19 protein-coding genes and 1 pseudogene are annotated in these 23,556 nt (G+C 56.6%); 14 read left to right on the plus strand and 6 right to left on the minus strand.

What is annotated here, in order from left to right:
• Positions 1–31: 31 nt before the first annotated feature.
• On the minus strand, positions 32–859 hold the full coding sequence (gene fghA / locus ACMWKK_RS03235) for an S-formylglutathione hydrolase (protein WP_112779765.1): 828 nt from the start codon (positions 857–859) through the stop codon (positions 32–34).
• 138 nt (positions 860–997) lie between these two features.
• Here fghA and ACMWKK_RS03240 point away from each other — a divergent pair, with 138 nt between their 5' ends.
• From ACMWKK_RS03240 to mglC, 7 genes are all read left to right on the plus strand, one after another.
• Positions 998–2,146, plus strand: coding sequence for a YbfB/YjiJ family MFS transporter (locus ACMWKK_RS03240; RefSeq protein WP_112779764.1), 1,149 nt, complete (start codon positions 998–1,000; stop codon positions 2,144–2,146).
• A 102-nt stretch (positions 2,147–2,248) separates the two neighbouring features.
• On the plus strand, positions 2,249–2,917 hold the full coding sequence (folE, locus tag ACMWKK_RS03245; RefSeq protein ID WP_048993901.1) for a GTP cyclohydrolase I FolE: 669 nt from the start codon (positions 2,249–2,251) through the stop codon (positions 2,915–2,917).
• 19 nt (positions 2,918–2,936) lie between these two features.
• On the plus strand, positions 2,937–4,094 hold the full coding sequence (gene yeiB, locus ACMWKK_RS03250) for a DUF418 domain-containing protein YeiB (protein ID WP_112779763.1): 1,158 nt from the start codon (positions 2,937–2,939) through the stop codon (positions 4,092–4,094).
• Positions 4,095–4,249: 155 nt separating this feature from the next.
• Entirely contained in the window at positions 4,250–5,272 is a 1,023-nt protein-coding gene (galS, locus tag ACMWKK_RS03255) for an HTH-type transcriptional regulator GalS (RefSeq protein WP_045328027.1), read from the plus strand.
• Positions 5,273–5,565: 293 nt separating this feature from the next.
• Positions 5,566–6,564 (plus strand): galactose/glucose ABC transporter substrate-binding protein MglB, encoded by a 999-nt coding sequence (mglB, locus tag ACMWKK_RS03260; protein WP_014884564.1) that lies wholly within the window; start codon positions 5,566–5,568, stop codon positions 6,562–6,564.
• A gap of 79 nt (positions 6,565–6,643) precedes the next feature.
• Positions 6,644–8,164, plus strand: a complete 1,521-nt coding sequence (mglA, locus tag ACMWKK_RS03265) for a galactose/methyl galactoside ABC transporter ATP-binding protein MglA (protein ID WP_008500922.1) — start codon at positions 6,644–6,646, stop codon at positions 8,162–8,164.
• 15 nt (positions 8,165–8,179) lie between these two features.
• Positions 8,180–9,190: a galactose/methyl galactoside ABC transporter permease MglC gene (mglC, locus tag ACMWKK_RS03270; protein WP_008500921.1), complete on the plus strand. Its 1,011-nt coding sequence runs from the start codon at positions 8,180–8,182 to the stop codon at positions 9,188–9,190.
• Positions 9,191–9,240: 50 nt separating this feature from the next.
• Here the strand turns inward: mglC and ACMWKK_RS03275 are convergent, their stop codons facing one another.
• The 5 genes from ACMWKK_RS03275 to ACMWKK_RS03295 all read right to left on the minus strand — a co-directional run bounded on the left by ACMWKK_RS03275 (position 9,241) and on the right by ACMWKK_RS03295 (position 13,699).
• Positions 9,241–10,629 (minus strand): glutamine synthetase family protein, encoded by a 1,389-nt coding sequence (locus ACMWKK_RS03275; protein ID WP_112779935.1) that lies wholly within the window; start codon positions 10,627–10,629, stop codon positions 9,241–9,243.
• A 124-nt stretch (positions 10,630–10,753) separates the two neighbouring features.
• Positions 10,754–11,470: an outer membrane permeability protein SanA gene (gene sanA / locus ACMWKK_RS03280; protein ID WP_045328029.1), complete on the minus strand. Its 717-nt coding sequence runs from the start codon at positions 11,468–11,470 to the stop codon at positions 10,754–10,756.
• A 127-nt stretch (positions 11,471–11,597) separates the two neighbouring features.
• Complete coding sequence (gene cdd / locus ACMWKK_RS03285; RefSeq protein WP_045328031.1) at positions 11,598–12,482, minus strand: cytidine deaminase; 885 nt, start codon at positions 12,480–12,482, stop codon at positions 11,598–11,600.
• 129 nt (positions 12,483–12,611) lie between these two features.
• Positions 12,612–13,307, minus strand: coding sequence for a CidB/LrgB family autolysis modulator (locus tag ACMWKK_RS03290; RefSeq protein WP_024908161.1), 696 nt, complete (start codon positions 13,305–13,307; stop codon positions 12,612–12,614).
• Positions 13,304–13,699: a CidA/LrgA family protein gene (locus ACMWKK_RS03295; RefSeq protein WP_023336341.1), complete on the minus strand. Its 396-nt coding sequence runs from the start codon at positions 13,697–13,699 to the stop codon at positions 13,304–13,306. Before ACMWKK_RS03295 ends, ACMWKK_RS03290 begins: the two co-directional genes overlap by 4 nt.
• A gap of 167 nt (positions 13,700–13,866) precedes the next feature.
• Between ACMWKK_RS03295 and dusC the strand changes: the two genes are divergently transcribed.
• The 7 genes and pseudogenes from dusC to ACMWKK_RS03330 all read left to right on the plus strand — a co-directional run bounded on the left by dusC (position 13,867) and on the right by ACMWKK_RS03330 (position 23,269).
• A complete protein-coding gene (gene dusC / locus ACMWKK_RS03300) occupies positions 13,867–14,799 on the plus strand; it encodes a tRNA dihydrouridine(16) synthase DusC (protein ID WP_112779762.1) in 933 nt (310 codons plus the stop codon).
• A gap of 341 nt (positions 14,800–15,140) precedes the next feature.
• Positions 15,141–16,448: a carbohydrate porin gene (locus tag ACMWKK_RS03305; protein ID WP_236653132.1), complete on the plus strand. Its 1,308-nt coding sequence runs from the start codon at positions 15,141–15,143 to the stop codon at positions 16,446–16,448.
• A gap of 155 nt (positions 16,449–16,603) precedes the next feature.
• Complete coding sequence (licT, locus tag ACMWKK_RS03310) at positions 16,604–17,437, plus strand: BglG family transcription antiterminator LicT (protein ID WP_112779760.1); 834 nt, start codon at positions 16,604–16,606, stop codon at positions 17,435–17,437.
• A gap of 24 nt (positions 17,438–17,461) precedes the next feature.
• Positions 17,462–19,427, plus strand: a pseudogene (gene bglF, locus ACMWKK_RS03315) (PTS beta-glucoside transporter subunit IIABC).
• Positions 19,428–19,439: 12 nt separating this feature from the next.
• Entirely contained in the window at positions 19,440–20,834 is a 1,395-nt protein-coding gene (locus tag ACMWKK_RS03320; RefSeq protein WP_112779758.1) for a glycoside hydrolase family 1 protein, read from the plus strand.
• Between the two features lie 201 nt (positions 20,835–21,035).
• Positions 21,036–22,454, plus strand: a complete 1,419-nt coding sequence (gene mdtQ, locus ACMWKK_RS03325) for a multidrug resistance outer membrane protein MdtQ (protein WP_112779757.1) — start codon at positions 21,036–21,038, stop codon at positions 22,452–22,454.
• Positions 22,455–22,504: 50 nt separating this feature from the next.
• A complete protein-coding gene (locus ACMWKK_RS03330) occupies positions 22,505–23,269 on the plus strand; it encodes an SDR family oxidoreductase (protein WP_072265666.1) in 765 nt (254 codons plus the stop codon).
• Positions 23,270–23,556: the final 287 nt, after the last annotated feature.

Raw genomic sequence — 23,556 nt, forward strand, 5'->3', positions numbered from 1 at the left:
GCGAAGCGCCACCGGGCAAAACAGGCAGCGCTTATGCAAATAAATGCTCCGCATGGAAGCGGAGATGATCCTCAATAAAGGAGGCAATAAAGTAATAGCTGTGATCGTATCCCGGCTGAATGCGCAGCGTCAGCGGCCAGTCCTTCTGGCGCGCGGCTTCAGCAAACACCGCAGGCTGCAGCTGTCCGGCGAGGAACTGGTCCGCATCACCCTGATCGATAAGGGTGGGAATCGCCGCTTCCGCTTTGCAGGCCAGCATTAGCGCACAGCTGTCCCATTCCTGCCATTTCGCTTCATCGTTACCCAGATAGTGTGTGAAGGCTTTTTGCCCCCACGGCACCTGTGTGGGGTTCACAATCGGCGCAAAGGCAGAGACGCTGGTAAATTTATCCGGGTTTTTCAGGGCCAACACCAGCGCCCCGTGTCCGCCCATGGAATGTCCGCTAATGGCGCAGCGTTCGCTGACCGCAAATTCGGACTGAATCAGCGCAGGCAGCTCGCCGCGAATGTAATCATACATACGGTAGTGGCGCGCCCAGGGCTGCTCGGTGGCATTCAGATAAAACCCGGCGCCTTTGCCGAGGTCATATGCCGCATCGTCGGCCACCTCATCCCCGCGCGGGCTGGTGTCGGGCATTACCAGCGCAATGCCAAGCTCGGCGGCAATACGCTGCGCACCCGCTTTGGTGGTGAAGTTTTCGTCATTGCAGGTCAGGCCTGAAAGCCAGAACAGAACCGGTGGATTTTCCGCCGGGGGCAGGAAAATGCTGAACGTCATGGCACAGTTCAGGGTGGTGGAGTCGTGCCGCCAGCGCTGCTGTCGACCTTCAAAACAACGGTGCTCTTCGAGCAGTTCCATGCAGGGCTCCTTAATGAGAATGCGTATTCATAAAAACCATAATACAGCCTTTTCATTGACCTGTGAGTAACTTTCACTTTCGCCAGACCGCGAGATGCTGCATCATAAATTTACTTTTATTTAACAATTGGAGCGGTCATGGCGCTGCGTATTGCGCTCAGTGGGTTTGTCGTGCTGGTGGTGGCGATGGGGATAGGGCGATTTGCCTTTACGCCCCAGGTGCCGCTGATGATTGCTGCCGGGCAGCTTACGCTGACCAGCGCAGGTCTGGTGGCGGCGATGAACTATCTGGGCTATCTGGTGGGCGCGTGGGATGCGATGCGCGCGCACCGCTTCGTTGAAACGCGCCTCTGGCTTGGCATCACCGGCGCGGTTGCGCTGACGCTGCTCTCCGCGGCGGCGGATAACGCCGTCGTCCACGGCCTGCTGCGCTTTGTTATCGGCTGCATGAGCGGCTGGTCCATGGTGCTCATTGCCGCCTGGACCAACGAACGGCTGGGACAGCTGGGTAAACCGGGTCTGAGCGCCGCCGTGTTTGCCGGGCCGGGGGCGGGCATTGCCCTGAGCGGTCTGCTCGCCGTCTATATTCATGCGAAATCCCTGTCGGCCGGGGCGGCATGGCAAATCTACGGCGTGCTGGCGCTGGTGCTGATTGCGCTGGTGGCGCGCTATCTGCCGCGATCCGGTCAGCTCCATCGCCCCGGCACCGCGCCGGAGCCGCTGGTGCTGACGGCGGATTTAAAGCGCCTGGTCTGGAGCTACAGCCTGGCGGGGTTTGGCTATATCCTCCCGGCGACCTTCCTGTCGCAAATGGCGGCGGTGCGTTTTCCCGGCAGCCTGTTCGCCCAGTTCGTCTGGCCGATATTTGGCCTCGCCGCCGTGGTGGGCATTGCGCTGAGTATTCTTTTGCGCCATACCTCAACGGCTAACCGCAGACTGGCTATCGTTCTGTGGTTGCAGGGGGCAGGCGTGCTGGCGGCCTGGCTGCTGCCGGGGATTGGCGGGTTGCTGACGGGCGGGCTGCTGGTGGGCGGCGGCTTTTTGTGCGCCGTGCAGCTCTCTCTTTTATACGGTCGCGAGCTGGCGCCCAACCACACGCGCTATATGGCAGGCCTGCTCACCACCGGGTATGCGATTGGGCAACTGGTGGGTCCGGTCACCTCGGCGTTATCAACCTGGCTTACCCACCGCCTGGAGCCCGCGCTGGGGCTGGCGGGCGTGGCGCTGTTCGTCGGGGGAGCCCTGGTCTGGAATCGTCACGCTGAAAGGCAACAGCAATTGCAATAATTATCGTCGTGAATACTGGATTATGTGCGCCGCCTCACGCACAATGAGAGCATACTTTTGCCACAACGAGGGCAAAAGACGCCACACCTGCAGGAGAACAAAATGTCATCACTCAGTAAAGAAGCTGCCCTGGTCCACGAAGCTCTGGTCGCGCGCGGTCTTGAAACGCCCCTGCGTCCGCCCGTGCAGGATTTGGACAATGAAACCCGCAAGCGTCTGATTGCCGGTCACATGACCGATATCATGGAGCTGCTGAATCTCGATCTGAGTGACGACAGTCTGATGGAGACGCCGCACCGCATCGCGAAAATGTACGTCGACGAAATTTTCTCCGGCCTGGACTACGCCAACTTCCCGAAAATCACCGTCATTGAAAACAAGATGAAGGTGGATGAGATGGTGACGGTGCGCGACATCACGCTGACCAGCACCTGCGAACACCACTTCGTAACCATCGACGGGAAAGCGACCGTGGCGTATATCCCGAAAGACACGGTGATTGGCCTGTCGAAGATCAACCGCATCGTGCAGTTCTTCGCTCAGCGTCCGCAGGTGCAGGAGCGTCTGACGCAGCAAATCCTGACCGCGCTGCAAACGCTGCTGGGCACCAGTAACGTGGCTGTTTCTATCGACGCGGTTCACTACTGCGTGAAGGCGCGCGGCGTGCGCGATGCGACCAGCGCAACGACCACCACCTCGCTGGGCGGTCTGTTTAAATCGAGCCAGAATACCCGCCAGGAGTTCCTGCGCGCCGTACGTCACCACAATTAAGTTTTACAGGGCAGGGACCATGGAGCGAAACGTCACGCTCGATTTTGTTCGCGGCGTCGCCATTCTCGGTATCCTGCTGCTTAATATCAGCGCCTTCGGTTTGCCGAAGGCCGCTTATCTCAATCCTGCCTGGTATGGCGACATCACTCTCCGCGATGCCTGGACGTGGGCTATCCTCGACCTCTTCGCGCAGGTTAAATTTCTCACGCTTTTTGCCCTGCTGTTTGGCGCAGGTCTTCAGCTTCTCCTCAAACGCGGCACGCGCTGGATCCAGTCGCGGCTGACGCTGCTGGTTATCCTCGGCTTTGTTCACGGCCTGTTTTTCTGGGACGGCGATATCCTTCTCGCGTATGGGCTAGTCGGGCTCATCTGCTGGCGCCTCATTCGCGATGCCCAGAGCGTAAAAAGCCTGTTTAATACCGGCGTGATGCTCTATGTCATGGGGCTTGGAGTATTGCTGCTGCTGGGGACGATCTCCGGCGAGGCGACAAACCGTGCCTGGATCCCGGATGCGGCTAACCTGCAGTACGAGCAGTTCTGGAAGCTGAAAGGCGGTACGGAAGCGATAAGCAACCGCGCGGACATGCTGGGGGATAACCTCCTTGCGCTGGGGGCGCAATACGGCTGGCAGCTGGCGGGGATGATGCTGATGGGCGCGTCGCTGATGCGCACCGGCTGGCTGAAAGGTGAATTCAGCCTGCGGCACTATCGCCGCACCGGCGCCGGTCTGGTGCTGCTCGGCGTGCTGATTAACCTCCCGGCGGTGGTTGTGCAGTGGCACATCCACTGGGATTACCGCTGGTGCGCGTTCCTGCTCCAGGTGCCGCGCGAACTGAGCGCGCCGTTCCAGACCATCGGCTACGCGGCGCTGATCTACGGCTTCTGGCCTACGCTTTCTCGCCTGTGGATTGTCAGCGCTATCGCCTGCGTGGGCCGCACGGCGTTGAGTAATTACCTCCTGCAAACGCTTGTCTGCACCACGCTTTTCTATCGCTTTGGCCTGTTTATGAAATTCGACCGCCTCGCGCTGCTGGCGTTTGTTATTCCGGTCTGGGTGATTAACCTGGCGTTTTCTGTTCTCTGGCTACGCTATTTCCGCCAGGGGCCGCTGGAGTGGGTATGGCGTCAGTTAACCGCACATGCTTCAGGGGTATCATTGCGGAATACATCCAGATAACGATCTGGATCACAATCATTAACAAAACGGATGTAAGCGTTTTCATGAGTGTGAGCTTCTTCACGTAGTCCCCTTTCTCTCGCTGCCAAAATAGCCACCTTGCTAAACACAGGGGGTGTCTGTGAGTTGCTGCAATCCTTTGAAGGATGGTGAATATGATCACCATTCGTGACGTCGCCCGCCAGGCGGGCGTTTCCGTGGCCACCGTCTCACGCGTGCTGAATAACAGCGCGCTGGTTAGCCCTGAAACCCGTGAAACCGTAATGAAGGCTGTGACCCAGCTCGGGTACCGGCCAAATGCCAACGCCCAGGCGCTTGCGACGCAGGTCAGCGACACCATCGGCGTGGTGGTAATGGATGTATCAGATGCCTTTTTCGGCGCGCTGGTGAAAGCGGTCGATATGGTCGCCCAGCAGCATCAGAAATATGTCCTGATCGGCAATAGCTATCATGAGGCGGAAAAAGAGCGCCACGCCATCGAAGTGCTGATCCGCCAGCGCTGTAACGCCTTGATTGTCCATTCAAAAGCCCTGAGCGATGAAGAGCTCACCGGATTGATGGAGCAGATCCCTGGCATGGTGCTGATCAACCGCATCGTTCCCGGCTATGCCCATCGCTGCGTCGGGCTGGATAACGTCAGCGGCGCCATGATGGCCACGAAAATGCTCATCAACAACGGGCACCAGCGGATTGGCTATCTGGCCTCCAGCCACCGGATCGAAGATGACGAGCTGCGGCGCGAGGGGTGGCAAAACGCCCTGAAAGAGCACGGTATTACGCCATCGGAAAGCTGGATAGGGACCGGCACGCCGGACATGCAGGGCGGTGAGGCGGCGATGGTAGAGCTGCTGGGCCGCAATCTTCAGCTGTCTGCGGTATTTGCCTATAACGACAGCATGGCGGCAGGCGCCCTGACGGCGCTGAAGGATAACGGCATTGCGGTGCCACAGCATTTGTCACTCATCGGTTTCGATGATATCCCCATTGCGCGTTACACCGACCCGCAGCTGACAACGGTGCGCTATCCCATTGCCTCTATGGCGAAACTGGCAACGGAGCTGGCGTTACAGGGGGCGGCAGGGCTGCTGGATCCGGGTGCAACACATTGTTTCATGCCGACTTTAGTGCGTCGCCACTCGGTCGCCGCCCGGCAAATTGTGGTTCCGATCACTAACTGATTACATGAGGTGATGTAACCGTTTTCAATCTGTGAGTAAATTCACAGTATCTTAACAAGGCGCTGTCTATGATGTCAGCGTTTTAGGGGCTGAAACGCTATGTAACGGTGATTATTCACTTTCACTATAGCCAATGTGCCGCAAACAACGAATAAAACGCATTTCTGGAGCGTTACCGAACACGGAAGAAAGAAATTTTATAAGTGAACTTCGGCTGTCAGTAACGTTTTATTAACACCTGCCCGCCGATCGTTATTCACCAGAACTACCCTGCATAAAAAACCGGAGATACCATGAATAAGAAGGTGTTGACCCTGTCTGCTGTAATGGCAAGCATGCTTTTTGGTGCAGCAGCGCACGCTGCGGATACCCGTATTGGTGTGACCATCTATAAATACGACGACAACTTCATGTCTGTTGTGCGTAAAGCGATTGAGAAAGATGCGAAAGCCGCGCCAGACGTTCAGCTGCTGATGAACGACTCCCAGAACGACCAGTCCAAACAGAACGACCAGATCGACGTTCTGCTGGCGAAAGGCGTGAAAGCCCTGGCCATCAACCTGGTTGACCCGGCTGCAGCAGGCACGGTAATTGAAAAAGCGCGCGGCCAGAACGTGCCGATCGTCTTCTTCAACAAAGAACCTTCCCGTAAGGCGCTGGATAGCTACGACAAAGCGTATTACGTCGGTACCGACTCCAAAGAGTCCGGCATTATTCAGGGAGATCTGATCGCGAAACACTGGGCGGCGAACCCGAACTGGGACCTGAACAAAGACGGTCAGATCCAGTTCGTGCTGCTGAAAGGCGAACCAGGCCACCCGGATGCTGAAGCGCGTACCACCTACGTCATCAAAGAGCTGAACGACAAGGGTCTGAAAACCCAGCAGCTGGCGTTAGATACCGCGATGTGGGATACCGCTCAGGCGAAAGATAAGATGGACGCATGGCTGTCCGGCCCGAATGCCAACAAAATCGAAGTGGTTATCGCCAACAACGATGCGATGGCAATGGGCGCGGTAGAAGCGCTGAAAGCACACAACAAATCTTCTATCCCGGTATTCGGCGTCGATGCGCTGCCAGAAGCGCTGGCGCTGGTTAAATCCGGCGCGATGGCCGGTACCGTGCTGAACGATGCCAACAACCAGGCGAAAGCCACCTTCGATCTGGCGAAAAACCTCGCCGATGGCAAAGGCGCGGCAGATGGCACCAGCTGGAAAATTGACAACAAAATCGTTCGCGTACCTTACGTGGGCGTAGACCAGTCCAACCTGGCTGAGTTTATCGGTAAATAAGTGATTTGAAATGTCTTCACTGGGCGCAATTCGTTGCGCCCTTTTATAACGCGATATGCGAGGCCAACAAGGTATAATTATGGTCAGCACAACTACTCAGTCATCCGGTGAATACCTGTTGGAAATGAGCGGTATCAACAAGTCATTTCCCGGCGTTAAGGCACTCGATAATGTTAATTTAAAAGTGCGTCCTCACTCTATTCATGCTTTGATGGGTGAGAACGGTGCGGGTAAATCAACATTATTAAAATGCCTTTTTGGGATCTATCAAAAAGATTCTGGCAGCATTCTTTTTCAGGGGAAAGAGATCGATTTCCATTCAGCGAAAGAAGCGCTGGAAAACGGCATCTCAATGGTTCACCAGGAATTAAACCTGGTGCTGCAGCGTTCAGTCATGGATAACATGTGGTTGGGGCGTTATCCCACCAAAGGTGTCTTTGTCGATCAGGACAAAATGTATCGCGACACCAAGGCGATTTTCGACGAGCTGGATATTGATATCGATCCGCGCGCCCGCGTGGGAACATTATCCGTCTCCCAGATGCAGATGATCGAAATTGCCAAAGCGTTCTCCTATGACGCGAAAATCGTCATTATGGACGAGCCCACATCGTCATTAACGGAAAAAGAGGTTAATCACCTTTTTACCATTATTCGTAAGCTTAAAGATCGCGGCTGCGGCATTGTGTACATCTCCCACAAAATGGAAGAGATCTTCCAGCTGTGCGATGAGATCACCATCCTGCGCGACGGCCAGTGGATTGCCACGCAGCCGCTGGAAGGGCTGGACATGGACAAGATCATCGCCATGATGGTCGGCCGCTCCCTGAACCAGCGCTTCCCGGATAAAGAGAACAAGCCGGGTGAAGTGATCCTGGAAGTGCGCAACCTGACCTCGCTGCGCCAGCCGTCTATCCGCGATGTCTCGTTCGACCTGCACAAGGGTGAAATCCTGGGGATTGCCGGTCTGGTCGGCGCAAAACGCACCGATATCGTGGAAACCCTGTTTGGCATCCGTGAGAAAGCCGAAGGCACCATCACGCTGCACGGAAAGAAAATCAATAACCACAACGCCAACGAAGCCATTAATAATGGTTTTGCGCTGGTGACGGAAGAGCGTCGTTCGACCGGTATTTATGCCTATCTGGATATTAACTTTAACTCGTTAATTTCTAACATTCGCAATTACAAAAACAAAGTCGGGCTGCTGGATAACTCCCGCATGAAGAGCGATACCCAATGGGTGATTGACTCCATGCGCGTGAAAACGCCAGGCCACCGCACCCAAATTGGTTCGCTGTCGGGCGGTAACCAGCAAAAAGTCATTATTGGCCGTTGGTTATTGACCCAGCCAGAAATTCTGATGCTGGATGAACCGACCCGCGGGATTGACGTCGGCGCGAAGTTTGAAATTTATCAGCTGATTGCCGAGCTGGCGAAAAAGAATAAAGGGATCATTATTATTTCTTCCGAAATGCCGGAACTGTTAGGGATCACAGACCGTATTCTGGTTATGAGCAATGGTCTCGTCGCCGGTATTGTTGACACCAAAACGACAACGCAAAACGAAATTTTGCGTCTTGCGTCTTTGCACCTTTAAGATCAGGGGCTCCTCATGAGTGCGTTAAATAAAAAAAGTTTTCTCACTTACCTGAAAGAAGGCGGTATTTACGTTGTTCTTTTAGTCTTGCTGGCAATCATTATTTTCCAGGACCCTACGTTCTTAAGCCTGCTGAACCTGAGTAACATTCTGACCCAGTCCTCCGTGCGTATTATCATCGCGCTGGGCGTGGCGGGCCTGATCGTGACCCAGGGGACGGACCTTTCTGCCGGTCGCCAGGTGGGCCTGGCGGCGGTTATCGCGGCAACCCTGCTGCAGTCGATGGAAAACGCCAACAAGGTCTTCCCGGAAATGGCGACCATGCCGATTTTCGTGGTGATCCTGATTGTCTGCGCCATCGGGGCGGTGATTGGTCTGATCAACGGTATTATCATCGCTTATCTCAACGTGACGCCGTTTATCACCACCCTGGGTACGATGATCATCGTTTACGGTATCAACTCCCTGTACTACGACTTCGTCGGCGCGTCGCCCATTTCTGGCTTTGACAGCGGCTTCTCGACCTTTACCCAAGGGTTTATCGCGCTCGGCAGCTTCCGCCTGTCGTATATCACCTTCTATGCGCTGATTGCGGTGGCCTTCGTCTGGATCCTGTGGAACAAGACGCGCTTTGGTAAAAACATCTTCGCTATCGGCGGTAACCCGGAAGCGGCGAAGGTGTCCGGCGTAAACGTGGCCCTGAACCTGCTCATCATCTATGCCCTGTCCGGCGTGTTCTACGCCTTCGGCGGGATGCTGGAAGCGGGCCGTATCGGCTCTGCCACCAACAACCTTGGCTTCATGTACGAGCTGGATGCGATCGCAGCCTGCGTGGTGGGCGGCGTCTCCTTCAGCGGCGGCGTCGGGACGGTGCTCGGCGTGGTGACCGGTGTGATCATCTTCACCGTCATCAACTACGGGTTGACCTACATCGGCGTGAACCCGTACTGGCAGTACATCATCAAGGGCGCCATCATTATCTTCGCCGTTGCGCTGGATTCACTGAAGTACGCCCGTAAGAAGTAATCATCTCTGGCTATATCCGGGCCCGCTCACCGAGCGGGCTTTTTTATGCCCTATGCCAGATGCGACTCCTCTGGCGTCACGATGCGTTCAAACCAGTCGAGCTCAGAAAGCTTGCAGGCGACCCACTGTTCGGAAAAGGCGTCGCCCAGGCTGTCGGTGAGATACTGACAGCGGGCAAAGGCCTCAATCGCCTCCTGCTGGAACAGCGGCAGATCGGGCTGGTCGTGCTGCGGTTCAGGGAGATCCCCCTCGTCGATATGTTCCAGCCCGTAAAGCATGCCGATCAGGACGGTTGCCGCCACCAGATACGGATTGGCGTCGGCCCCGGCCAGACGGTACTCGATACGGCGGTTGTGCTCATCCGAGCAGGGAATGCGCAACGCGGCGGAGCGGGTGTTGTAGCCCCAGGAGTTAAACACCGGCTCCGTCAGGTTTTTACGCAGGCGACGAAACGCGTTAACGCCCGGTGCCAGAATGGCGACAGAGGCGGGCATCAGCGCCAGCTGGCCCGCGATGCACAAGCGCATCATGCTGTTAAGGGCGTTCACCGGCGAGGCAAAAACGTTTTCGCCACGGCTATCGTTCAGGCTGAAATGGACGTGCAAACCGCTGCCGGACAGCTCGCTGAACGGCTTAGCCATAAAGTTGGCCTGCAGGCCGTGCTTTTCAGCGACGTATCGGGTCAGGCGGCGCAGCGCCAGCACGTTATCGCACATCTCAACGACGCGATGGCTGTGCTTCAGGTTTAATTCATACTGACCGGACTCTGCTTCCGCCACGACCCCGGACAGCGGAATGCGCTGAAGGTGCGCCAGCTGTTCCAGCTCGTCAAACAGTTCCGTATGGGCCGACGAGGTATCCATATGAAAACAGCCCTGATTTTGTGGATCGCGATCTCCCCGTCCCGTCAGGTAGAACTCGATTTCAGGCGCGATGACCGGAAAGAGGCCGTGCTGGTGGAAGCGGGCCACAACGTTCTGCAGTATCACGCGCGGCTCAAGCGGGCAGGGGCTATCGTCGCTGTCCTTCATCGTCAGCAGGATCTGCGCGTTATGCTCCGGATCCTGCGGGCAGGGACGCAAAGATCCGGCAACCGGGACGCACAGCCGGTCGGGTTCATCATAAAGCGGGGCGGCGATTTTTCCCTTCTGGTCCATCGAATATACGGACAGCGGAAAATAACAGCCTTTTTCCAGATTCAGCATGCTCTCTACCGAGAGGCGCTTGCCGCGCATCGTGCCGTTGATATCGTTCAGGTAAACGTCGATATGTTTCGTCTGCGGGAAACGTTCCAGGTAATCGGCCACTTCCACGGCGACGTTGTGCTGCAGGGCGTCAATTTTTTCATCCAGCCAGAGACCGGAACCGGGTGCGCCGGGGAGTGATAAACCGGGAAAGTTAAAATAGGGGCGGAGACTTTTGAGGAAAAACGCGTTCATTATCGAGTTCATAGTCATTCTTCAATGAAGCCGTAGCGGCAGTGAACTCAGCTTAAAAGAGCCGACGTAAAGGCGAGATAAAAAGCGTCAACAGCGGCGTAAAGAAAGTCTAAAGACGGCCCTGTTACTTCTCTTTTTTCTGCATATCAAGCAGCTGCTCGGGCGTGACGGCCGGATAGCCCTGCGCGTCTTCCGGCACTTCGTGCATCGCCGGAATCGGCACCAGCGGGCCTAAGAAGCGCGGTTCACGTTTGAAGATATACAGGTCTGCCAGGGCACCAAAGCGGGCACCAAACTCGCGCACGCGCACGCTCAGCATATCTTTTGGCGACGGCACCGCGTAACACTGCGCCTGAATGCCCATATGCAGCGCGATAAACAGCGCGCGCTCGCAGTGGAAGCGCTGGGTGATGATGATGAAGTCGTTGGTATCGAAGACCTTGCGAGTGCGGACGATGGAGTCCAGGGTGCGGAACCCGGCGTAGTCGAGCACGATATCGGCAGGATCCACGCCCCCGGCAATCAAATCCTTACGCATCGTCACCGGTTCATTGTAACTTTGCAGCGCGTTATCGCCGCTCAACAGCAGATAGTTCACCTTGCCGCTGTTGTAGGCGTTCAGCGCGCCCTGAATGCGGTAACGGTAATACTGATTAATGACGCCGGTGCGGTAATACTTGGCGGTGCCGAGCACCACGCCAACCTGACGGTAGGGCAGGTCCTGCAGGTCGTCAAAGATGTAGGGGGCGGTTTTCCAGCTCATCCAGCGGTCGAGACCGAGCACGATCAACAGCAGTATGCCGACCAGGACAGACAGGCTGTAAAAAACGCGCTTTAACATGCAGATGGCTCGTACCGAAGGTGAAATTTAACTCAGGCTACTTTACCCGCCTGGTTAGCGCAAGAAACAGCGACTCAACTGAGGGGTTTTTCAGCAAACTGGCGGGCATTTCTGCCCGCCGGAAGGTTTACGCCAGCAGCACGCGGTCAATCGTCGTGCAGCCCAACGCCTTAAGCGTTGCGGCAGTGGCATCCCACTGGATCAGCGGCGCATCGGCAATTTCAGCCAGAATGGCGCGCTGAATGTCCGGGTAGTCATAGCCGTTGAGGCTCAGCAGGTTGAGCGCGCCCTGCAGCGGCGGAAGCGTTGGGTTAAACGCGGCATTTTCCGCATAGCTGCCGGTGAAGATTCGGCCATCGCGGCACTGCAGCGCCACGCCGCTTGGGGATTTGCTGTACGGCGTGTGGCTCTTGTTGGCTGCGCGAATGGCTGCCTGGCTCAGGTCATCGCCGGACAGGGCGAAACCGTGGTCCTGATCGTCCATCAGCAGGGTTTTGATCTCCAGATCTTTCGGGCCAAACGCGTCGGGCAGGTAATCCGCCAGCGTGTGCGGCGCGCGGCCAGGCAGGTTGATGCGCAGCTGCAGCCCGCTGTTCAGCTCGTTCATAAACTGACGGCAGTGTCCGCACGGGGTGTAGTTAACGGTAATGGCGCTCAGGGCTTTTTCACCGCGCAGCCAGGCGTGGCTGATGGCGCTCTGCTCGGCGTGAACGGTTTGCTGCATGGTGGCGCCCAGGAACTCCATATTGCCGCCGAAGTACCAGGTGCCGCTGACGCCGCGGGCAATGGCCCCGACGTTAAAGTGGGAGAGATCGGCCCGCGCGCAGGCGGCAGCCAGGGGAAGCAGTGCGAAAGCCAGCGCGTCTTCGTCCAGTCCCGTTGCCTGTTTCAGCATCGTGACCTGCTCCGCGGTCAGCAGGGCGGGGAAGTGCGCATCTGCCAGTACGGGAGCCAGGGCTGACTGCAAATTCTCTGCAAGCTGGGCGAAAGCAGCTTGAAAACGTGGGTGCATGGCGTTTGCCTCATAAAGGTTAATGGATCGGTAGTTTACGGAGCCGCTTGGGCTTTATATGTGATCCACTTCTCATTATGTATGCAACTTATGAAATCAAAATGAAATTTGCGCGACGCATCGCAAATTTTAGCCCATCACCGCCAGAATAAGCGGAAAAATGAACGGGGCAAGCAGGGAGGTGATAATCCCGCAGATCACCAGCGCCAGGGAGCTAAACGCCCCTTCCTGATAATCCAGCTCCGCGCAGCGGGCCGTGCCCAGCGCGTGCGAGGCGGTGCCCATCGACAGCCCCCGTGCCGCTTTAGTATGAATACGCATCGCGTTCAGCAGGGTGTGGCCAAACACCGCACCGAGAATACCGACAAAAATGACGCACATTGCGCTGATGGCCGGGATCCCGCCGAGGCTGCCGCCGACGGCCATTGCGATAGGGGTGGTCACCGACTTAGGCAGAATAGAAGCGGCAATCTGCGGGGAAGCCCCCATCAGCAGCGCCACCGACGTGCCGGTGATCATCGCCACCAGGCTGCCGACAAAACAGATGGTAATGATGGATTTCCAGCGGGCGCGGATCTGGTGCAGCTGCTCATATAAAGGAAAGGCAAGCGCCACGACGGCGGGCTGCAGCAGGTCGTTTAAAATTTTGCTGCCGGCAAAGTAGCGTTCGTAAGGAATGCCGGTGAGCAGCAGGAACGGAATAATCACCACCATCGCCACCAGCAGGGGGTTCAGCAACGGCATTTTGAAACGCGCGGCAAGCTTACGTGCGGCGAAAAACACTGCCAGAGTGAGCGGCAGCGACCACCAGATATTGGCCATCATTTTTTGGTTTTCTCCCCAATCACGTTACGTTCGCCGTGCACCAGATGCGAACTCCAGCTCACCACCAGGAAAACCACCAGCGTGCTGACCGCGCAGGAGACCACGATCGGGCCGAACTGGGCCTTGAGCAAATCAAAATACTGCATGACGCCGACGCCGATGGGCACGAAAAGCAGCGCCATATAGCGGATGAGGACGAAGCAGCCGGGGTTGACCCATTTTGCGGGCAGGATCTGCAGCGCCAGCAAGACGAAGAGGATCAGCATCCCGATAATGCTGCCGGGGATGGTGATGGGCAGCAGCGATGCGACGAAAATCCCGGCATACAGGCAGGCGTAGATCAGGACGAATGCGCGCAGATATTGCCAGATAATGTTCAATGATTTGCTCATGGTGATAGTCCTTGCTGAAACGCATTCATCATACAATTAAACCTAAAAATGTGCCACGGATCACATCATGAAATTTGAGCATAACAGACATTCCGGAATGGAACGTCGTGCTTTCCACGCTCGGGCAGAGCAGATACTATAGCGCGTCTTTTTTCACAGGTACTGCTATGCGTGTTTTACTGGCCCCAATGGAAGGCGTGCTCGATTCCCTCGTGCGCGAGCTTCTGACCGAGGTAAACGACTACGATCTCTGCGTGACGGAGTTTCTGCGCGTGGTCGATATGCTGTTGCCGGTAAAATCCTTCTATCGGCTGTGCCCCGAGCTGCACAACCACAGCCGGACCTCTTCCGGGACGCTGGTGCGCATTCAGCTCCTCGGCCAGTATCCTGAATGGCTGGCGGAAAACGCCGCCCGCGCGGTGGAGCTGGGCTCTTACGGCGTCGATCTCAACTGCGGCTGCCCGTCAAAGCTGGTGAACGGCAGCGGCGGCGGGGCGACGCTGTTGAAAGATCCTGAGCTGATTTACCGCGGCGCGAAAGCCATGCGCGAGGCCGTGCCCTCGCATTTGCCGGTGACGGTTAAAGTGCGCCTGGGATGGGACAGCGATGCCCGCCAGTTCGAGATCGCCGATGCGGTGCAGCAGGCCGGGGCTACCGAGCTGGTGGTGCATGGCCGCACAAAAGAAGATGGCTACAAAGCCGAGCGCATTAACTGGCAGGCTATCGGTGAGATCCGCAAACGCCTCACCATTCCGGTGATCGCCAACGGCGAAATCTGGGACTACGAGAGCGCGCGGGCCTGTCTGCAGGCCACCGGCTGCGATGCGGTCATGATCGGCCGCGGCGCGCTGAACGTGCCTAATCTCAGCCGGGTAGTGAAATATAACGCACCGCGTATGCCCTGGGCAGACGTCGTCACGCTGCTGCAAAAATATAGCCGTCTTGAAAAGCAGGGCGACACCGGTTTGTATCACGTCGCGCGAATTAAGCAGTGGCTAAGTTATTTACGCAAAGAGTACGATGAAGCGCTGGGATTATTTCAGGAGATTCGGACATTACAGACTTCGTCTGATATTGCCCGGGTGATTCAGTCAAAATAATAAGCGTTAAATTGCTCACACTTTTTTAAACCAGAAAACAGTTCTGGTTTTCAACGTGGCGCGACGGTGTTAAGGTGCCACTGTTTTCAACGCAGGATTGTTACTGGTTAACAGGCAAAACCTAAGCGTTTCACAGCATTTTCGCTGTGGAGCGCTTAGGTTTTTTTTTTGCCTGTCGTTTACGCAGGAGAGACATTTGGCTTAGCGCTTTTTACTGATTTTAAAAAAATGAAATATCGACAGGGAATAGAAAAATTTCCTGCGAACGGTTACGCAATAATACTCAGCTACAGGTTGCTATTATGACATATAAAAATAATCTCTATGGCCTCGCTTTATTGATGATATCGCCTTTAACAATGGCGCAGGAGTGGAATGGAACGGTATTAGGGTTTGAAGCCCCGCCGGAGCCAGTTCTGGGCGAAATGCTCGGCATACGTAAAATCCTAAACGATAACGGTTTTACCTATAACCTCGGGTATCTGAATGAAATTGGCTGGAACGGCGGCGGTGGCTATAACCACGACTCACACGTGGCCTATATTGACCAGTTTGCGCTGACCTTCAACCAGGATCTGGAGCGCTGGACCGGTATCCCGGATGCGCGCATCGAGGGGAACATCGTCAACCGCAACCACAATGACGATCTCACCACCAAACGCGTGCAGGATCCGCGCGTCAACTTTAACGACCTGACCCAGGAGAGCTGGGGAGGGCAGTCGATTACCCGTCTGGGTTGGCTGACCTTTGCCCGCAGCTTTGACGACCGGCGTCTCACCTGGCGCATCGGGATGATGAACAAGGTGCAAACCTTCGACCAAATTATCCCCTGTGATTTCCAGCTGCTGTCCCAGTGCGGTGGGAAGTCTGCCAACTCGCTGACCTGGAACAACTGGAACGTTCACACCTGGGGCACCACGCTGGAGTATAAGCTGACGCCAACCGTCACCTTAAAAGGCGGCGTGATGGAGCAGAATCCGCAGGCCTCCAGCCGCAGCCACGCCTGGAGCTGGTCGACGAAGGGCAGCAAAGGGGTCTTGCTGCCCGTTGAAATCGAAGCGCGTCCGCTGATTAACGGCCTGCCGGGCGCGTACAACCTGGGCGTGGTGTTTACCAACGCGCCGCAAACCGATCTCTATCGCGGCAAATCCGGCGGTGCGGGCGTGACGGACCCGGACGGGTTTGAAACGCACAGCCGAACCTGGTTTATGTACGCCGGGCTGAACCAGCAGCTTACGCAGCATCAGGACGATCCGAATCGCGGGTTGAGCACCTCGTTCAGCATGAGCCTTGCGGATCGGAGCACTAACTACATGCACCAGGTTTACGCCGCCTCGCTGCGCTACCGCGGGCTGTTTGACGCCCGGCCGGAAGACTGGATTGGCTTTGGTTTAACCTGGATTGATATGAGCAGCCAGTACGCGCGCAACCAGCGTTACCTGAACAGCGTGAGCGGCGTAAGCGATTATGACAATCCGGCGTATCACCCGGTGCCGGGCCACTCCCTGAATGGAGAGTTTTACTATCGCTTCCGTCCGGTGTCGTGGCTGGAGCTGCAGCCGGGCATTCAGTACTGGCACCATCCGGGTGGTGTATCCCGGACGCAGGATGCCTGGGTAACGGAGCTGAAAACCGTCGTGACGTTCTAGCAATGTCGATCCGCGTCACGTTTCTGACGCGTGACGTATTGAGGCTACGAATGAAACTGATAGAGTGCCAGAACTGGATTGTTACTGCTTAGGCAGGCAAAACCTGATTTTCTGGCATCTGCCGGAGGTCAGGTTTTTTTGTTTCTGGGGTTCAGATGAAAATCGCCAAGATACTCAATAATAACGTGGTGGTTGTTCAGGATGAGCGCGGGCGCGAACAGGTGGTGATGGGCCGTGGGCTGGCCTTTCAGAAGCGCGTCGGTGAAGCGCTGGATACGGCGCTGGTTGAAAAGGTATTTGCGTTACAAAGCGATGAGCTGGTGCGTCGACTTGGCGAGCTGCTGAGTCAAATTCCGCTGGAGGTGATGACCACCTGCGACCGCATCATCGAGCTGGCGGCGCAGCGGCTCGGAAAATTGCAGGAGAGTTTGTATATCACCCTAACCGATCACTGCTACTTTGCGATCGAACGGCAGAAAAAAGGGCTGGCGATCAAAAACGTGCTGCTGTGGGATATTAAACGGCTGTATCCGAAGGAGTTCGAATTAGGGCAGGAGGCGCGGAGCATTATTGCCAGACGCCTGAACGTCGAACTGGAGGAGGATGAGGCCGGGTTCATCGCGCTGCATCTGGTCACCGCGCAGTTGAACAGCGAAATGCCGGAAGTGATGCACGTGACGCGGGTTATGCAGGAGATCCTGCAGCTGGTGAAGTATCAGCTGCAGCTTGAGTACGATGAAGACTCGCTCAGCTACCAGCGTTTCGTGACGCATCTGAAGTTTTTTGCCCAGCGGATGCTTACCCGCACCGTGGTGGAGGATGACGATGTCTCGCTGCATACGGCGGTAAAAGACAACTACGCGAAAGCGTGGAAATGCGCCGAGAAAATCGCGCAGCACCTGAACAAAAGCTATCAGCGCGAGCTGACAACCGAAGAAATTATGTTCCTCGCTATTCATATCGAGCGGGTGAGAAAAGAGGGGCGTTAAGCCTCAAATCTGGATTGTTACTGCATCACGCAAGCAAAACCTGAGCGCGGCCTTCGAAAGAAGGACGTTCTCGGGTTTTTTTATTTTTGTACTCAGTCAACAGGTGCCTGCGGGCATCGGATGTAAGGAAATCGAGATGGAATACCAGGCATTAGCGAAGGATATTCTCGGCCACGTTGGCGGAAAAGAGAACATCGTCAGCCTCGTGCACTGCGCGACCCGGCTTCGCTTCAAACTGAAAGAGAACCAGAAAGCGGATGCCGAAGGGCTAAAGAAAAACCCGGGCGTGATCATGGTGGTCGAAAGCGGCGGCCAGTTTCAGGTGGTGATTGGCAACCACGTTCACGACGTCTGGCAGGCGGTGCGCAGCGAGGCCGGGCTCACCGACGACGCGCCAGTCGTGGAAGAAAAAGGGGAAAAGGGTAATCTGCTGGGCCGTCTGATCGACATTGTCTCCGGGATTTTCACCCCGTTTATTGGCATTCTGGCGGCCTCCGGTATCCTGAAGGGGCTGCTGGCGCTGGCAGTGGTCTGCGGCTGGCTCACCACCGAAAGCGGGACCTATAAAATCTGGTTCGCCGCCAGCGACGCGCTGTTTTTCTTCTTCCCGCTGGTGCTGGGCTATACCGCCGGGAAAAAATTCGGCGGCAACCCGTTTATTACCATGGTGATCGGCGGGGCGCTCACCCACCCGATGATGATTGCGGCGTTTAACGCCAGCCAGCAGCCGGGTGCGGTTTCGGAAGCCTTTTTAGGCATCCCCGTTACGTGGTTCAACTACAGCTCGTCGGTGATCCCAATTATTCTCGCCGCGTGGGTCAGCTGCTGGCTGGAAAAACAGAGCACCAGGCTGCTGCCTTCCTCGATGAAAAACTTCTTCGCGCCGCTGATCTGTCTGGGCGTGACCGTGCCGCTGACTTTCCTCGTTATCGGGCCGCTGGCGACCTGGCTGAGCCAAATGCTGGCGAACGGCTATCAGAGCATCTACGTTCTGGCGCCGTGGCTGGCGGGGGCGGCGATGGGCGCGCTGTGGCAGGTCTGCGTCATTTTTGGCCTGCACTGGGGGCTGGTGCCGCTGATGATTAACAACCTCGCGGTGCTGGGCCACGACTCGATGCTGCCAATGCTGCTCCCGGCGGTGTTTGGCCAGGTCGGCGCGGCGCTCGGGATCTTCCTGCGTACCCGCGACGCCCGCCAGAAGATGCTGGCCGGCTCATCGGTGACGGCCGGGATATTTGGTATTACCGAACCGGCTGTGTACGGCGTAAACCTGCCGCTGCGCCGTCCGTTTATCTTTGGCTGCGTGGCGGGGGCTATCGGCGGGGCCATTGTCGGCTTCAGCGACACCCACGTTTACTCCTTCGGCTTCGCCAATATCTTTACCATCGCCCAGATGATTCCGCCCGGTGGAGTAAACGCCACGCTGTGGGGCGGTGTGATCGGCACCGCGGTAGCGCTGGTGCTGAGCTGCGGGCTGACGCTGGTGGCAGGCATGCGGGGACACGAAGCGCCGGAAGCAGTCGTTTCGGCAGGCGAAGACGATGTCCTGTCCCCGATGACCGGAACCGTTCTGGCGCTCGACCAGGTGCCGGATACCACGTTTGCCAGCGGTCTGCTGGGCAGCGGTGCCGCCATTATTCCTTCCGATAACAAAGTGGTTGCCCCGTTTGCCGGCGTGGTGGCCTCGCTGTTCCAGACCAAACACGCCATTGGCCTGCTCAGTAACAGCGGAATAGAAGTGTTGATCCACGTGGGTATCGACACCGTGAAGCTCGACGGCAGGCCGTTTACCGCCCACGTGAAGGTGGGCGATAAGGTACAGGCCGGCGACCTGCTGCTGGAGTTTGACCGACAGGCGATTATCGCTGCCGGATACGACCTGGCGACCCCGATCATTATCAGCAACAGCGATGAATATCGTGACGTGGTGACCGTGGCGGCAACGTCCGTCAGTGCCGGTGCGCCATTACTCAGCGTAAGCCATCAATAACAGGAGAACGTGATGAAAACTTTCCCGGACGATTTTTTATGGGGCGGCGCGGTTGCCGCGAATCAGGTAGAAGGCGCGTATCTGGAGGAGGGAAAAGGTCTGTCCACCTCAGACGTTCAGCCGCAGGGAGTCTTCGGCCCGGTAGTTGAGCGCGTCCCAGGAGACAGCGGCATCAAGGATGTCGCCATCGACTTCTATCATCGTTACCCTGAAGACATCAAGTTGTTCGCCGAGATGGGCTTTAGCTGCCTGCGCGTCTCCATTGCCTGGACGCGCATATTTCCGAACGGCGACGAGCTGGAGCCTAACGAAGCGGGGCTTGCGTTTTACGACCGGCTGTTTGACGAACTGGCCGCGTACAGCATCACCCCACTGGTGACGCTGTCGCATTACGAAATGCCGTGGGGACTGGTGAAAAAGTACGGCGGCTGGGGCAACCGTCAGACTATCGAATGCTTTGAACGCTATGCCCGCACCGTGTTTGCGCGCTACAGGGAGAAGGTGAAGCTCTGGCTGACCTTTAACGAGATCAACATGTCTCTGCACGCGCCGATGACCGGCGTGGGCCTGCCGGAAACCAGCAGCAAAGCGGAGGTCTACCAGGCAATCCACCATCAGCTGGTGGCCAGCGCGCTGGCGGTGAAAGCCTGCCACGAGATTATTCCGGATGCCAGAATCGGCAACATGCTGCTGGGCGGCCTGATGTATCCGCTGACCTGCAAGCCGGAAAATGTTCTGGAGACGCTGCAGGAAAACCGCACCTGGCAGTTCTTTGGCGACGTGCAGTGCCGTGGTGCTTACCCGGGGTATATGCGGCGCTTCTTCCGCGACAACGGTATTCAGCTTGAGGTAACGGATGCCGACCGCGATGCATTAAAATCGACCGTCGATTTTATCTCGTTCAGCTACTACATGACGGGCTGCGTCACTGCGGATGAGGCCCTCAATCAGCAGGCGCGCGGAAATATCCTGAGCATGGTGCCAAACCCGCATCTGGCCAGCTCCGAGTGGGGCTGGCAGATTGACCCCATCGGTCTGCGCACCCTGTTAAACGTGCTCTGGGATCGCTATCAGAAGCCGTTGTTTATCGTGGAGAATGGCCTCGGGGCGAAGGACAAGCCGGACCCTGACGGCATGGTGCAGGATGACTATCGCATCAGCTACCTTAACGATCACCTTGTGCAGGTGCGGGAAGCCATTGACGACGGCGTTGAGGTGATGGGCTATACCAGCTGGGGGCCAATCGATCTGGTGAGCGCCTCTAAAGCTGAACTCTCTAAGCGCTACGGTTTTATTTACGTCGATCGCGATGACAGCGGTAACGGCTCGCTGGCGCGCAGCCGGAAGAAAAGTTTCTACTGGTATAAAGAGGTTATTGCGACAAAAGGCGCTTCGTTGAAAGTGTAATAAAACGATCAACCTGGCAGGGGGCATTTACGCTGTCGGGTTGATTATTTTTTATTTGCATAATTAAATTTAAATAATAATTCCGGTGAATACTTTTCGGTATATTTAAATTTATGACAATTTACGCATTGCCACGTATTACTAAAAAAATAAACAGAATCAAGCGTAATTTGCGCCTTTATTTTTTGAGTATATGGCGTAATGAATCGTTCTTTTATTTTATCTCTGAGTGTTCCCTTCGCATTCATTCTGGCTGCCTGCGCGCCAGAACATGCCACGGTATCTCCCATTAAAACGCAAACCACGGCGGCGTCGGTGAATACGGTTCTGCATCATCAGGACTGGCCGAAAAATGCGTGGTGGAAAGACTATAACGATCCCGAACTGAATTCGCTGATTGCGAAAGCATTGAGCGATGCGCCGGATATGCAAATTGCCCGTCAGCGCATTACGCTTGCCGAAGCTCAGGCCAAAGCCGCGATGGCCGCAGACGGTCCACAAATTGATTTTTCGGCCGATGCGGAGCGCCAGAAGATGTCCGCTGAAGGGCTGATGGGACCCTTTGCCCTTACCGATCCGGCTGCGGGGACAACCGGGCCCTGGTACACCAACGGCACCTTTGGCCTGACCGCAGGCTGGGATCTCGATCTGTGGGGGAAAAATCGCGCCCGGGTCGAGGCCCGAATTGGCAAAGTGAATGCGCAAAAGGCGGAGATGGAGCAGACCCGTCAGCTGCTGGCCAGCAGCGTGGCGCGGCTCTACTGGGAATGGCAAACGCAGGCCGCCGTGGGGGAAGTCCTCGCGCAGATCAAACATGAGCAGGACAATATTATCGGCGCCGACCGCGAGCTGTATCAGCACGGAATCACCTCCTCCGTGGAGGGTGTTGAAACGGATATCAACGCCAGCAAAACCGAAGAGCAGCTGGCCGGGGTCAACGGCAAGATGAAAGCCATCGAGGCGCGTCTGGTCGCGCTGACGAATTCCTCCTCCGTGAAGCTTACGCGGCACGCGTTGCCGACGGTCGACGCCGCATTACCGTCGACGCTCGGCTATGAACTGCTGGCACGCCGTCCGGATCTCCAGGAGGCACACTGGTATATCGAAGCCTCCCTGAGCGAGGTGGAGGCCGCCAAAGCGGCGTTTTATCCTGACGTGAACCTGATGGCGTTCTTGCAGCAGGATGCTCTCCATCTGAGCGATCTGTTCCGTTCATCCGCCCAGCAGATGGGCGTGACCGCCGGGCTGACGCTGCCGATTTTTGACAGCGGAAGGCTAAACGCCAACCTGGATATCGCCCAGGCGCAGAATAATCTCTCGGTGGCTAACTACAACAAAGCGGTGGTGGAGGCCGTCAACCAGGTGGCGCGCACGGCCAGTGAAGTCGAAACGCTGATGGCGAAGAATAGCCATCAGCAGCAGGTTGAAAAAGATGCGGCGCGCGTTGTGGCGCTGGCCCAGGCCCGTTTCAGCGCGGGTATCATTGCGGGCTCCCGGGTCAGCGAAGCCAGAATACCGGCCCTCAAAGAGCACCTCGAAGGATTGCTGCTAAAAGGCCAGTATGTCGACGCCACGCTGCAGCTGACGTCGGCGCTGGGTGGTGGTTATCATCATGGCTAAAAAAGGTCATTATCTATACTTACCTCTTTGCTGTTTTTCAGGAGGTGAGTATGACCAGAGTAGCGATTGTTACCGCATCGGATTCCGGGATTGGGAAAACCACGGCCCTGATGCTGGCCGAGCGCGGGTTTGATATCGGCGTCACCTGGCACTCGGATGAAAAAGGGGCGCTGGAAACCTGCCGTGAAGTCGAAGCAAAAGGGCAGCGCGCGGAGGCTATCCATCTGGATCTAAGCACGCTGCCGGAAGGCGCCGAGGCCATTGACACGCTGATTGCGCGCTTTGGTCGACTGGACGTGCTGGTCAATAATGCGGGGGCGATGAGCAAAGCGCCGTTCCTTGATATGGCGTTTGACGACTGGCGGAAAATTTTCACCGTCGACGTGGACGGCGCGTTTCTTTGTTCACAAATTGCCGCCCGGCAGATGGTGAAGCAGGGGAACGGGGGGCGGATTGTGAACATTACCTCGGTGCATGAACACACGCCTCTGCCGGAAGCGAGTGCCTACACGGCGGCGAAACACGCGCTCGGCGGGTTAACCAAATCCATGGCGATGGAGCTGGTTAAGCACAACATCCTGGTGAACGCCGTCGCGCCGGGTGCCATTGCCACGCCGATGAATGACATGGACGACAGCGGAGTGAAGGCAGGCTCAATGCCGGAAATCCCGCTGGCGAGGCCGGGCCACACCAAAGAGATTGCCAGCCTGGTGGCGTGGCTGTGCGACAGCGACGCCAGCTACACGACGGGGCAATCGTTTATCGTCGACGGGGGTTTTATGCTGGCGAACCCGCAGTTTAAGCCAGAGGGGTAGATTCCTTTCTCCCTCTCCCTGTGGGTTGAGGGATCCCCACAAAATAATGCCAGCACATTCGGCCCCCTCTCCATTGAGGGAGAGGGTTGGGGTGAGGGGGGGAACATACGGCTGTAGTGGTCATTCCGTTCACTTCATGTTCCTTGCTACTTTGTGACAAAATGACCGGTGAACGTGCCAGGGTGGCTCAATCGCCACCATCCTGGCGACCCGGGCTCCCGGCGGTAAATCGCCGCTTCGCGGTGCCCTCAGCTTATTCCTTCAGGCTTTCGGGTCGGGCATGAGCC

This window comes from Enterobacter sp. 01-M-03-SI-ECC, assembly GCF_047530215.1.
GTDB lineage: Bacteria > Pseudomonadota > Gammaproteobacteria > Enterobacterales > Enterobacteriaceae > Enterobacter > Enterobacter chengduensis.